The following is a 12,132-nucleotide window of genomic DNA, read 5'->3' on the forward strand; positions in this document are numbered from 1 at the left end:
CCGGATCGCTCGTCCGGCTACGCGATGCCGCCACGGTTCGACGCGGAGCCCGGCATGAGCGACACGAACAACACCTTCAAGAAGGCGCCCAAGCGCAAGGCCGCCAAGGGCAAGAGCATCAGCGTGTCGCCGGAGATGCGACAGGCCTACGCCGACCTGATCCAGGAGCGCGCGGAGAAGCAGGAGGCCTACGGCCGCCACCTGCCGCAGGACGAGACGCGGCGGCGCTGACGCGAGGATCGGGGCCGCGCCGGCGGCGCGAGGCCCCGACCGGACCGTCCGCTCAGCGCTTGCGCACGAATTCGGTGCGCAGCACCAAACCCTTGATGGTGTCGTGGCGGCAGTCGATCTCGTCCGGATCGTCCGTGAGCCGGATCGACCGGATGACCGTGCCCTGCTTCAGGGTCTGGTTGGCACCCTTGACCTTGAGGTCCTTGATCAGCGTGACCGAATCGCCGTCGGCCAGGACGTTGCCGGCCGCGTCGCGGACGGCCCTCGTCTCGGGGGGCGTGGCGGCGGACCCGGGCGGGAGCCACTCGCCCGTCGCCTCGTCGTAGACGTAAGCCTCGTCGTCGCCGGTCAAATCCGTGCCCCCTGTTCGGATCGGGGCCGGGTCCTGTCAGGATCGCGTGGGCCCGTCATCCGCGCGTCCCGGCACACCGAACCGGTCAGCGAGTCGGCGCAGGACGCCGCGAGCTTAGCCGATCGGACCGGCCCCGCGCGAGCGCGGCGGGGCCGGTCCGATCGAGCGCCCTACCGCTTCAGCGGACCGGCCTCGATCACGTCCTCGACCGTGCGCAGGCCGGCGCGCGGTGAGTTGACGAGGCAGGCCATGTTGCCCGGCGGGTGCTGGTTCTTCCACATCTTGGTGTGGGCCTGGGGGATCTTGTCCCAGGGGAAGACCTCGCTCATGCACGGGTCGATCCGCTGGTCGAGCACGAACTGGTTCGCCGCCGAGGCCTGCTTGAGGTGGGCGAAGTGCGAGCCCTGGATGCGCTTCTGCCGCATCCAGACGTAGCGGGCGTCGAAGGTGATGTTGAAGCCGGTCGTACCGGCGCAGAACACCACCATGCCGCCGCGCTTCACCACCAGCGCCGAGACCGGGAAGGTCGCCTCGCCGGGATGCTCGAACACGATGTCGACGTCCTGCTTGCCGGTGATGTCCCAGATCGCCTTGCCGAACTTCCGCGCCTCCTTGGTCCAGGCGTGGAACTCGGGGCTGTTGACCTTCGGGAGCTGGCCCCAGCAGTCGAAGTCCTTGCGGTTGATGACGCCCTTGGCGCCGAGGCTCATCACGTAGTCGCGCTTCGACTCGTCCGAGATCACCGCGATGGCGTTGGCGCCCGAGGCCGCGCAGAGCTGCACGCCGAACACGCCGAGACCGCCCGAGGCGCCCCAGATCAGCACGTTCTGGCCCGGCTTCACCGTGTGCGGGGCGTGGCCGAACAGCATGCGGTAGGCGGTGGCGAGCGTCAGCGTGTAGCAGGCAGCCTCCTCCCAGGTGAGGTGCTTGGGCCGCGTCATGAGCTGACGCGACTGCACCCGGCAAAACTGCGCGAAGGAGCCGTCGCCGGTCTCGTAGCCCCAGATGCGCTGCGAGGGCGACAGCATCGGGTCGCCGCCGTTGCACTCCTCGTCGTCGCCGTCGTCCCGGTTACAGTGGACGATGACCTCGTCGCCGACCTTCCAGCGCTTCACCTTGGAGCCGACCTTCCAGACGATGCCGGAGGCGTCGGAGCCCGCGATGTGGTACTCGCCCTTGTGGACGTCGAAGGGCGAGATCGGCTCGCCGAGGCCGGCCCAGACGCCGTTGTAGTTGACGCCCGCCGCCATGACGTAGACCAGCACCTCGTCGTCGCCGATCTCCCAGACCGGCAGCACCTCGAGCTGGTGGGACTGCTCCGGGGGTCCGTGCCGCTCGCGCCGGATCGCCCAGGCATACATCTTGGCCGGCACATGACCCAGCGGCGGGATTTCACCCATCTCGTAGAGGTCCTTGACCTCCCCGCCCGTCGGACTGATCGCAGCGCTCGCCGCCATCTCGCTCTCCTCTCGTCCCGCGTGTTGCTCACGGCCGCGGTTCTCCTTCGCGCTATAGCGGCGATGCCGGAGGCGTCCAAGTGGGCCGAAAGTCGAAAGCCGACGGTTTCCGACATGAAAAAAGCGCGAGCACAGGGCGCGCATCCACGTATTCAAAATCGGCTTTCCGGCAGACCAAGTATTATTCGGCGCTGGCCTTGACCGACCCGGTGCCGAGACCTTCCCCGACCCCGCCGCCGCGAGCCTGAGCTGCTCCCGGACGCCCGGCGAGCACATGCAGCTCTAAGTCCTTGGTAAGACGTGCTCTCTCGCGCCTGAACAGCGGCAGGTCCTGCGAAGAACAGATCAGGTGGACTTTATACCAGCACTGACAAAGCCGTCCGCGACCGTCGCCCGGGTCCGTCCGGGCGGCGGTCGCGGACGGCGCGCGGGCGGCCGCGCGCAGCGGCGCCTTCAAATCCCGCTGTTCCGGCGGGCAAGTTTTTTCATGAGCCGGGAAAGCCCGGTCGGGCGTCTTGCACTTCCGTCCCGGATGACGCGTGCCCAACCCTTCGCTACGGTGACCGCAAGGCCGCGCCCCGCGCGGATACAAAGATCACACGGAGGCGAGGAATGGGCGCGAGCGTCGCCGAGACCAGGAGCGACAAGTCGAGCCGCGACAAGCCCTGGATCATCCGCACCTACGCAGGGCACTCGACCGCGGCGGAGTCCAACAAGCTCTATCGGGGCAACCTCGCCAAGGGCCAGACCGGCCTGTCGGTCGCCTTCGACCTGCCGACCCAGACCGGCTACGACCCCGACCACGAGCTGTCCCGCGGCGAGGTCGGCAAGGTCGGCGTCTCGATCGCGCATCTCGGCGACATGCGGACCCTGTTCCAGGACATCCCGCTCGCCCAGATGAACACCTCGATGACGATCAACGCCACGGCCCCGTGGCTGCTGGCGCTCTACCTCGCGGTGGCCGAGGAGCAGGGCGCGCCGATCGCCGCGCTCCAGGGCACGACCCAGAACGACATCATCAAGGAGTACCTATCGCGCGGCACCTACGTGTTCCCGCCCGCGCCGTCCCTCCGGCTCACCAAGGACGTGATCCTGTTCACGACCCGGAACGTGCCGAAGTGGAACCCGATGAACGTCTGCTCCTACCACCTGCAGGAGGCGGGGGCGACGCCGGTCCAGGAACTCTCCTACGCGCTCGCCATCGCCATCGCGGTGCTCGACACCGTGCGCGACGACCCCGAATTCGACGCCGCGAGCTTCCCGGAGGTGTTCGGCCGGATCTCGTTCTTCGTGAACGCGGGCCTGCGGTTCGTCACCGAGATCTGCAAGATGCGGGCGTTCTCGGAGCTCTGGGACGAGATCGCCCGGGAGCGCTACGGCATCGACGACCCGAAGAAGCGCATCTTCCGCTACGGCGTGCAGGTGAACTCTCTGGGCCTCACCGAGCAGCAGCCGGAGAACAACGTCCACCGCATCCTGATCGAGATGCTGGCGGTGACGCTGTCCAAGCGCGCCCGCGCCCGCGCGGTGCAGCTCCCGGCCTGGAACGAGGCGCTCGGCCTGCCGCGGCCCTGGGACCAGCAATGGTCCATGCGCATGCAGCAGATCCTGGCCTTCGAGACCGACCTGCTGGAATACGACGACATCTTCGACGGCAGCCACGTGATCGAGGCCAAGGTCGAGGAGCTGAAGGCGCAGACCCGCGCCGAGCTGGAGCGGATCGGCGGCATCGGCGGCGCGGTCGCGGCGGTGGAGACCGGCGCGCTCAAGCGCGCGCTGGTGGAGTCGAACGCCCGCCGGATCTCGGCCATCGAGGCCGGCGAGCAGATCGTCGTCGGCGTCAACAAGTGGCAGCAGGGCGAGCCGTCGCCGCTCACGGCCGGGGAGGGAGCGATCTTCTCCGTCTCCGAGACCGTCGAGATGGAGGCGCAGAGCCGGATCCGCGAGTGGCGCGGCCGCCGCGACGAGAACGCCGTCGGCCAAGCCCTCGACGCCCTGGAGCGGGCGGCGCGCTCCGGCACCAACATCATGCCGCCCTCGATCGAGGCCGCCAAGGCCGGCGTCACGACGGGCGAGTGGGGCGCGCGCCTGCGCGCGGTGTTCGGCGAGTACCGGGCCCCCACCGGCGTGACCGTCGAGACGGTCTCCAGCGGCGCGGCCGAGGAGGCCAAGCTCCTGATCGCCGATCTCGGCGAGCGGCTCGGCGAGACGCCGAAGCTCGTGGTCGGCAAGCCCGGCCTCGACGGCCATTCCAACGGCGCCGAGCAGATCGCGCTCCGCGCCCGGGACGTCGGCTTCGACGTGACCTACGACGGCATCCGCCAGACGCCGGCCGAGATCGTCGCGAAGGCCAAGGAGACCGGCGCCCACGTGGTCGGCCTGTCGATCCTGTCCGGATCCCACGTGCCGCTGGTGCGGGAGGTCCGCGCCAAGATGCGGGAGGCGGGGCTCGACCACATCCCGGTGGTGGTCGGCGGCATCATCTCGCCGGAGGACGAGCTGGTCCTCAAGAACATGGGCGTGCGCGCCGTCTACACGCCGAAGGACTACGCCATCGACCAGATCATGGTCGGGCTCGCCAAGGTGGTGGAGAAGGGCCTGGAGCGCCGGGACGGCCCGTCGAACCAGCCGCGCGCGGAGGCTCAGGTCTACTAGCGGACCGAGCCTGCCCGGAGCGCGCGCGGTCCGGGCAGGACCAAACAACCTTAATATTTCTCAGACAAGCATAGGCCCCGGTCCCATTTGCGGGACCGGGGACGAATCCTATGCGCGCCGGTATCTCCATCGCGGCCAAGCTCGGCCTGTGCCTCGCAGCCCTGGTGCTGCTGATCGCCGCGACGAGCGGCCTCTCGCTGGCCGAGCTCGGCCGCATCGAATCCGCCGCCGCGCAGCTGCGCGACACCCGCATCCCGGCCACCGATGCCCTCGGCCGGATCGGGATCAACTTCATGCGGCAGCGGGTCAACGCCGTCCGCCTGATCACCGCCGACACGCCCGAGCTGCGGGCCGAGGTCGCCGACCAGATCGCCAAGCGCGACGCGCTGCTCGCTGCCCAGTACGCCCGGTACGAGGCCCTGCCGCTGACCCAGCCCGAGCGCGAGGCCTACGCGGCCTTCCGCCAGCACGTGGCCACCTACGCCGAGCAGCAGCGGGAGGCGGTCGCCAAGGCCGAGGCGGGCGACGTCGCCGGCGGTCAGCGGATCTACAACACGACGATGTCGGACAGCATCCGCGCCATCATGGCCGACTGGGAGAAGCTCGTCGCCCTGAACGGCGACGGGTCGCAGGCGAGCGGCACGCTGATCGCGCAGACCTACGACGCCGCCAAGCGGAACGTGCTGGCGCTCGCCGGCCTCGCCCTGGCGGTGGCGCTCGGGGCCTTCGTGCTGGTGACCCGCGGCGTCAGCCGGCCGCTCCGGACCATCAGCGCGGTGACGCAGCGCCTCGCGGCGGGCGACGCCGAGGTGGCCATCCCCGGGCAGGAGCGCCGCGACGAGATCGGGGCTCTGGCGGGCTCCGTGGTGGTGTTCCGCGACAACCTCGTCCGCGCGCGCGCCCTGGAAGCCGAGACGGCGCTGGCCCGCGCGGACGCCGAGACGCAGCGCCGCGCCGCGACCCGGGCCATGGCCGACGCCTTCGAGCAGGCGGTGGGCGGCATCGTCGGCGGCGTGTCGGCGGCGGCGACCGAGCTGGAGGCGACCGCGCGGTCCCTCACCGGCAGCGCGGCGGACGCGGCCGGGCAGTCCGGCACCGTCGCGAGCGCGGCGAGCGACGCCGCCGCCAACGTCAACACCGTCGCGGCCGCCGCCGAGGAGCTGGGCTCCTCCGTGCAAGAGATCGGCCGGCAGGTCAGCGGCTCGGCGGAGCTCGCGCGGGTCGCCGTCGCGGAGGCGACCAACACGGTGGCGCTGGTCCAGGACCTGAGCAGCGCGGCCGCGAAGGTCGGCGACGTGGTGGCGCTGATCTCCGGGATCGCCGCCCAGACCAACCTGCTGGCGCTCAACGCCACGATCGAGGCGGCGCGCGCCGGCGCCGCGGGCCGCGGCTTCGCGGTCGTCGCCTCGGAGGTCAAGGCGCTCGCCGAGCAGACCGCCCGGGCCACCGAGGAGATCACCGGCCAGATCGGCCGGATCCAGTCCTCCACCGGGCAGGCCGCGTCGGCGATCGACGGGATCGGCCGGCGCATCCGCGAGATCGACGGCGTGGCCGCCAGCATCGCGGCCGCCGTGGAGCAGCAGGGCGCGGCCACCCAGGAGATCGTCCGCAACGTCGCCGAGGCGGCCGCCGGCACCGGCGCGGTGACCGGCACCATCGCGAGCCTCGCCCAGTCCGCCGAGGAGACCGGCACCGCCGCCGCCCAGGTGCTCGGCGCCGCGACCGAGATGTCGCGCCAGTCCGAGCATCTCGGGGCGGAGGTCGCGCGCTTCCTCGCCACGGTGCGGGCCGCGTAGGGAGCCCCTCACGGTCGGGCGGCGGATCGCGTAGGACGGCACCATGCCGCCCGCCCTGCCGCCCGACATGCCGCCCAACTTGCCGCCCGCACTGACCACGATCCTGCTCCTGGCGGTACCCCTCGCCGCCGCCCTCTCGGCGGGCCTGATCCTGCGCCTGCGCCCGCTGCTGCAGCGCTACGCCCTGGCCCGGCCGAACGCCCGCTCCAGCCACACCGTGCCGACCCCGCAGGGGGGCGGGATCGCCGTGGTGACGGCCCTGGTCACGATCTCGGGCCTGCTGATCGCGGCGCCGGAGATCGGCGGCCGGCCGGACTGGATCTGGCTCGCGGGCGGCGCCCTGGCCCTGGCGCTCCTCGGCGCCGTGGACGACGTCCGGCCGCTGCCGGCCGCCCTGCGGCTCGCCGTGCAGGCCGTCGTGGTCGGCCTGCTGGTCTGGCACCTCGACGGGCGCCTGCTGCCGGGCCTGCCGCTCTGGCTGGAGCGCGGCCTCGCGCTGCTGGCGGGCCTTTGGTTCGTCAACCTGACGAACTTCATGGACGGGCTCGACTGGATGACGGTCGCGGAGATCGTCCCGGTGGCGGGCGCGCTCCTGCTCATCGGCCTCGTCGGGCACCTGCCGCCGCTGCCGACCCTGGTGGCGGCGAGCCTGCTGGGCGCGGTGCTGGGCTTCGCGCCGTTCAACCGGCCGGTCGCGCGGCTCTTCCTCGGGGATGTCGGCTCGCTGCCGGTCGGGCTCGTCACCGCGTGGCTGCTGTGCCAGCTCGCCCTGGCGGGCGGCCTTGCCGCCGCCCTGCTGCTGCCGCTCGTCTACCTCGCCGATGCCAGCCTGACCCTCGCCGCCCGGGCGGCGCGGGGCGAGCGGGTCTGGGAGGCCCATCGCGGGCACTACTACCAGCGGGCCACCGTCAACGGGCTCGGCGTGCCCGGCGTGGTCGGGCGGGTGTTCGCGGTCAATCTCGCCCTGGCGGCGCTCGCCGCCGCGACCTTGCATTGGCCGTCCTGGACGGTCACGCTCGCCGCATCGGCCGCCGGGCTCGCCCTGGTCGCCGCCCTGCTCCGCCGCTTCGCCCGCGCCCCGGCACCGGGCCCAGCCGAAGGTGCCGCCCAGCCGTGAAAGGTGCCGCCCAGCCGTGACCGGACTCATCGCGCTCACCGGGGCGACCGGCTTCATCGGCCGCCACCTGCTCGCCGACCTCACCGCGCGGGGCTACCGGGTCCGCGTGCTGCTGCGCCGGCCCACGACCGTGCCGGAGGGCGCGGCGAGCGCGGTCGTGGGCGACCTGACCCGCCCGATCAACATGGCCGCGGCCCTCAGCGGCGTCGACGCGGTGGTGCATTCGGCCGGCCTCGCCCATGCCATGTCGGGGGCACCGGAGGACGACTACCGCACGCTCAACACCGAGGCGACGCGCCGGCTGGCGGAGGCCGCGGCGCGCGCGAAGGTGCGTCGCTTCGTGTTCCTGTCGTCGATCCGCGCGCAGGTCGGGGCGAGCGCGCCGGGCGTGGTCGGGGAGGGCGATCCGCCCCGGCCCACCGACGCCTACGGCCGCTCCAAGCTGGAGGCCGAGGCGGCGCTCGCCGAGATCGGCCTGGATTGGGTCGCGCTGCGCCCCGTCCTCGTCTACGGGGCCGGCGTGAAGGGCAACATGGCCGCGCTCCTGCGGCTGGCGCGCAGCCCCTACCCGCTGCCGCTGGGCGGCCTCGCGGCGCGGCGCTCGCTGATCTCGCTGGAGAGCCTGTCGGGCGCCGTGGACGCGGTGCTGGCGGCGCCCGCCCCCCTGAACCGGGCCCTCGTCGCGGCCGACCCGGACCCGCTCAGCCTGCCCGAGATGATCGCGTCCCTGCGCCAGGGCCTCGGGCGCGGCCCGGGCCTCGTCCCGGTGCCGGCCGGGCTCCTCCGGCTGGCCTGCCGGCTGACCGGCCGGGACGCGCAGTTCGCCCGCGTCGCCGAGGGGCTCGTCGCCCGCGCCGACGGGCTCGCGTCCCTCGGCTGGCGGCCGGCCGGGTCGACCCGCGACGGGCTCGCCCGGCTGGCCCGCGGCGGCGGCTGAGGCGCGGCCCGCCTCAGCGGCCCGCGTAGATGTCGGTGATCTTGCCGAGCAGCGACAGGGCGTCCGCCTTCGAGCGCTGGAAGGCGTTGCGGCCGACGATCGAGCCGAACCCGCCGCCCGCCTGGATGGCGCGGATCTCGTCGAGGAACGTCGCCTCCTCGGCATGGGCCCCGCCGGAGAAGATCACGATCCGCCGCCCGTCGAAGGCGCATTGCACCACGTGGCGGACGCGCTCGGCCGCCGTGCCGATCGGGATGCCGGTCGACTCGTAGACCTTCCTGGCCGCCGGCTGCTCGATATGGGCCGAGGGCAGCTTGACCTTGATGATGTGGGCGCCGAGCTGCGCGGCGATCTGGGCCGCGTAGCCGATCACGTCGATGGCGGTCTCGCCCTCCTTCGAGAGGGCAGAGCCGCGGGCGTAGGACCAGATCACCACGGCGAGGCCGACGCTCTTGGCCTCCTCGGCGATCTCGCGGATCTGCCCGTACATGGCGTTGCGGTGGGCCGAGCCCGGGTAGATCGTGAAGCCGATCGCGCAGGCGCCGAGGCGCAGGGCGTCCGCCACCGAGCCGGTGATCGCCTGCTCGGGATCCTCCTCGTCGGCGAGGAGGTCGTGGTCGTTGAGCTTCAGGATGAGCGGGATGCGCCCGGCATAGTCGCGCGCGCCCGCTTCCAGGAAGCCGAGCGGCGCCGCGTAGGCGTTGCAGCCGGCCGCCAGGGCCAACTCGAAATGGTAGTGCGGGTCGTAGGCCGGCGGGTTCGGGCCGAAGCTGCGCGCGGGCCCGTGCTCGAAGCCCTGGTCGACGGGCAGGATCAGCATCTTGCCGGTGCCGCCGAGCTTCCCGTGCTCCAGCATCCGGGCGAGGTTGGTGAGGGTCCCGGGGCTGTCGGCCCCGTACCACGACAGGATCTCGGTGACGCGGGCGGATCGGTCCATCGGGCAGCCTCCTGGCCAGAGACCGTCGCGCCGCGGATCGGGCCGCGGGTCGTGCGCGGACGGCTCGCGGTCGGAACGATGAGGGCAAAGCCGAGGTTCCCGCACGGGGCGCTTTCGGCTAACCGGAGGTGAGCGGGCGCCGCCCGGTCTGGGCGCGCGCGCCGGAACCGGGAGCCCCGAGGCCGGCCCACGATTCGCGTCAGAGGTTCGCTCATGCGCAGGCTGATCCTGCTGCGGCACGCCAAGTCCGACCGTCCGCCGGGCGTGGCCGACCACGAGCGCCCGCTCAACGAGCGCGGGCGACGCGCCGCCCCGGCGGTGGGCGCCCACCTCGCGCGGGAGGGCCTGTGCCCGGATCTCGCCCTGGTCTCCACCGCCGCGCGGACCCGCGAGACCTGGGCCGCGATGGAGGCCGCCCTCGGCAGCCCCGAGACGCGCTGGCACTCCGAGATCTACGAGGCGCCGGCGGATCGGATCCTCGGGGTGATCCGGCAGGCGCCCGACGCGGCCGCCACGCTGATCGTGGTCGGCCACAACCCGGGCCTCGGCGACCTCGCGGCGGCGCTCGCCGGGTCGGGACCGCGGGCGGCCCGGGACCGGCTGGCCCTGGAATTCCCGACGGCGGCCTGCGCGGTGATCGACTTCGACGGCGACCACTGGGCGGAGATCGCGCCGGGCCGCGGGCGTCTCGACCGGTTCGTGCGCCCCCGGGACATCGACCCGGATCTCGGCGGCTGACGCCTCAGGCGACCGGCACCGCGACGGCGTGCGCCTCGACCTCCGCGTGGGTCGGCAGGGGCGAGCCCGGCACGAAGGCCTCGAAAGCCGCCCAGAAATCCTGCCGGATCGCGTCGCGCTCGGTCAGGATCTCGTGCCGGGAATCCGGCAGGACCAGGATGTGGCCGGCCTTCAGCCGGGCGGCGAAGCGCTCGGTGTCCGCCGTGCCGCAGACCGGGTCGGCGCCCGCCGCGACGATCAGGGTCGGCAGCCCGATCCGCGGCGCCGCCCGCGGGTCGCGCAGCCGCGCCATCGCGCGGAACGCCTCGGCGAGCCACGCGATCGTCGGGTCGCCGACCGCGCCGGCGCCGACCTGTCGGGCCGCCGCGGCGTTGCGGGCGTAGCGGACGGGATCGCGCGACAGGCGGTTGCCGGCGTACGGGTTGGTGGCGATCGAGACCGGCTTGCCGAACGGGATGTAGCGGCTCCCGAGGCCGAGCCGCTGCAGCCCCCGCGACAGGATCGCGGCGCCGGCCGGCCAGCGGATCATCCGGATCGACAGCATCGGCGCCAGGGTCACCAGCCGCCGGAACGGCAGCGCGCCGTCGAGGGCCGCGAGGAGGGCGACGCATCCGCCCATGGAATGGGCGAGGCCGACATGGGGCTCGGGCATCAGCGGCACCAGGATCGTCTCGGCCACGGCCCGCAGGTCGAGGCGGTAATCGTCGAATCGGGCGACGTGGCCCTTGTGCGGATCGTCCACCCGCCGGTCCGATTCGCCCTGGCCGCGCCAGTCGAAGGCGACGACCGCGAAGCCCCGGGCGCGCAGCTCGTGGATCGTCTCGTAGTACTTCTCGATGAACTCGGCCCGGCCCTGGAGCAGGCAGACCGTGCCCCGGCAGGTGCGCGCCGTCGTCTGCCAGTAGGCCGCCCGCAGGGTGCAGTCGTCGCGCGTGCCGACGGCGATCAGCGTGCCGCCCGGCGGGACCGGGTTGTCGGGCGTGCTGCGCAGGGTCAGGAGCGGCGGCTCGCGCCCGGTATCACCGTCGAAGCGTCTCACTGGCCTCACCTCAGCGCCTCCGCGCACCGGTCGCTGCGCGGCCCGATGCACCCTCCGATGCACTGTGCGACCGTAGCGAAAAAATCTCGTTTCCCGCCATCGCCGGGGGTCTTGAAGCGCGATTTTCCCCCTCCGATATCTCGTCTGTGCCGGCCGTCAGGCGGCACGAGAGACGGGTCCGGCCCAATCGGGCGGACCGGAATTGCATGTTGCTCAGACGAGGATATGTCATGCGTCAGTTCGATCTCGCTCCCCTGTACCGCTCCACCGTCGGCTTCGATCGCCTGTTCTCCGCCCTCGACCAGTTCGCGAGCGCCGAGGCGGCCCCGACCTACCCGCCCTACAACATCGAGCGGACCGGCGAGAACGCCTACCGCATCACCGTCGCGGTCGCCGGCTTCACCGAGTCCGACCTGTCGATCGAGGTTCGGGAGAACGCGCTCACGCTGAAGGGCGAGCGCAAGGCCGAGGGCAAGGCGGAGTTCCTGCACCAGGGCATCGCGGCCCGCGCCTTCGAGCGCCGGTTCCAGCTCGCCGACCACGTCCAGGTGACGGGCGCGGCGCTGGAGAACGGCCTCCTCCACATCGACCTCGTCCGCGAGGTCCCGGAGGCGAAGAAGCCCCGTCGCATCGAGATCGCCTCGGCGGCGCGCCCGAGCGCCCCGGTGATCGAGGGCGACGTCCGCAAGGACGCGGTCCAGCAGGCCGCCTGATCCCGTCCGGGGCGGAACCGTCAGGTTCCGATCGGGCCCCAATCAGGCTCTCGGAGCGCCCCGGCCCCGGCCGGGGCGCTTTATCGTGGCGGCTGTCATAATGGCGTGTGGCCGTCGTGCTCTCTGTCGGATTCGACGGTGCACGGACGCGCACCCGGAG

11 protein-coding genes are annotated in these 12,132 nt (G+C 72.6%); 7 read left to right on the top strand and 4 right to left on the bottom strand.

Annotated features, from left to right (window positions below):
• The first annotated feature begins 54 nt into the window (after positions 1–54).
• Entirely contained in the window at positions 55–231 is a 177-nt protein-coding gene (locus BKE41_RS31550; protein WP_012318104.1) for a hypothetical protein, read from the top strand.
• A 52-nt stretch (positions 232–283) separates the two neighbouring features.
• Here the strand turns inward: BKE41_RS31550 and BKE41_RS06420 are convergent, their stop codons facing one another.
• On the bottom strand, positions 284–583 hold the full coding sequence (locus BKE41_RS06420) for an alkylphosphonate utilization protein (RefSeq protein ID WP_070998746.1): 300 nt from the start codon (positions 581–583) through the stop codon (positions 284–286).
• Positions 584–753: 170 nt separating this feature from the next.
• Positions 754–2,040: a crotonyl-CoA carboxylase/reductase gene (gene ccrA / locus BKE41_RS06425; protein WP_012318106.1), complete on the bottom strand. Its 1,287-nt coding sequence runs from the start codon at positions 2,038–2,040 to the stop codon at positions 754–756.
• A 612-nt stretch (positions 2,041–2,652) separates the two neighbouring features.
• Here ccrA and BKE41_RS06430 point away from each other — a divergent pair.
• The 4 genes from BKE41_RS06430 to BKE41_RS06445 all read left to right on the top strand — a co-directional run bounded on the left by BKE41_RS06430 (position 2,653) and on the right by BKE41_RS06445 (position 8,545).
• Positions 2,653–4,695, top strand: a complete 2,043-nt coding sequence (locus tag BKE41_RS06430) for a protein meaA (RefSeq protein ID WP_070998747.1) — start codon at positions 2,653–2,655, stop codon at positions 4,693–4,695.
• Between the two features lie 110 nt (positions 4,696–4,805).
• A complete protein-coding gene (locus tag BKE41_RS06435) occupies positions 4,806–6,491 on the top strand; it encodes a methyl-accepting chemotaxis protein (protein ID WP_053620876.1) in 1,686 nt (561 codons plus the stop codon).
• Positions 6,492–6,534: 43 nt separating this feature from the next.
• Positions 6,535–7,608, top strand: a complete 1,074-nt coding sequence (locus BKE41_RS06440; RefSeq protein WP_199825829.1) for a glycosyl transferase — start codon at positions 6,535–6,537, stop codon at positions 7,606–7,608.
• 16 nt (positions 7,609–7,624) lie between these two features.
• Positions 7,625–8,545, top strand: coding sequence for an NAD-dependent epimerase/dehydratase family protein (locus tag BKE41_RS06445; protein WP_070998749.1), 921 nt, complete (start codon positions 7,625–7,627; stop codon positions 8,543–8,545).
• Positions 8,546–8,558: 13 nt separating this feature from the next.
• Here BKE41_RS06445 and BKE41_RS06450 read toward each other — a convergent pair whose 3' ends face one another.
• Positions 8,559–9,482 (bottom strand): class I fructose-bisphosphate aldolase, encoded by a 924-nt coding sequence (locus BKE41_RS06450; protein ID WP_063109977.1) that lies wholly within the window; start codon positions 9,480–9,482, stop codon positions 8,559–8,561.
• Positions 9,483–9,695: 213 nt separating this feature from the next.
• On the opposite strand from BKE41_RS06450, the gene BKE41_RS06455 reads away from it, so the two are divergent.
• Positions 9,696–10,220 carry a histidine phosphatase family protein gene (locus tag BKE41_RS06455; protein ID WP_012318114.1) on the top strand — a complete coding sequence of 175 codons (525 nt, stop codon included), beginning with the start codon at positions 9,696–9,698 and terminating at the stop codon, positions 10,218–10,220.
• Positions 10,221–10,224: 4 nt separating this feature from the next.
• Here the strand turns inward: BKE41_RS06455 and BKE41_RS06460 are convergent, their stop codons facing one another.
• The gene (locus BKE41_RS06460; protein ID WP_024830778.1) at positions 10,225–11,259 is read right to left on the bottom strand and encodes an alpha/beta hydrolase; all 1,035 of its coding nucleotides are present in this window, start codon (positions 11,257–11,259) and stop codon (positions 10,225–10,227) included.
• 230 nt (positions 11,260–11,489) lie between these two features.
• Here BKE41_RS06460 and BKE41_RS06465 point away from each other — a divergent pair, with 230 nt between their 5' ends.
• Positions 11,490–11,972, top strand: coding sequence for an Hsp20 family protein (locus BKE41_RS06465; RefSeq protein ID WP_012318116.1), 483 nt, complete (start codon positions 11,490–11,492; stop codon positions 11,970–11,972).
• The last annotated feature ends 160 nt before the right edge of the window (positions 11,973–12,132 follow it).

The sequence above is a fragment of the Methylobacterium sp. C1 genome, assembly GCF_001854385.1.
Taxonomy (GTDB): domain Bacteria; phylum Pseudomonadota; class Alphaproteobacteria; order Rhizobiales; family Beijerinckiaceae; genus Methylobacterium; species Methylobacterium radiotolerans.

Coding starts and splice junctions, on each gene's coding strand:
- BKE41_RS31550 (WP_012318104.1), top strand. CDS start 55: ATGAGCGACACGAACAACACCTTCAAGAAGGCGCCCAAGCGCAAGGCC.
- BKE41_RS06430 (WP_070998747.1), top strand. CDS start 2,653: ATGGGCGCGAGCGTCGCCGAGACCAGGAGCGACAAGTCGAGCCGCGAC.
- BKE41_RS06450 (WP_063109977.1), bottom strand. CDS start 9,482: ATGGACCGATCCGCCCGCGTCACCGAGATCCTGTCGTGGTACGGGGCC.
- ccrA (WP_012318106.1), bottom strand. CDS start 2,040: ATGGCGGCGAGCGCTGCGATCAGTCCGACGGGCGGGGAGGTCAAGGAC.
- BKE41_RS06440 (WP_199825829.1), top strand. CDS start 6,535: ATGCCGCCCGCCCTGCCGCCCGACATGCCGCCCAACTTGCCGCCCGCA.
- BKE41_RS06465 (WP_012318116.1), top strand. CDS start 11,490: ATGCGTCAGTTCGATCTCGCTCCCCTGTACCGCTCCACCGTCGGCTTC.
- BKE41_RS06455 (WP_012318114.1), top strand. CDS start 9,696: ATGCGCAGGCTGATCCTGCTGCGGCACGCCAAGTCCGACCGTCCGCCG.
- BKE41_RS06435 (WP_053620876.1), top strand. CDS start 4,806: ATGCGCGCCGGTATCTCCATCGCGGCCAAGCTCGGCCTGTGCCTCGCA.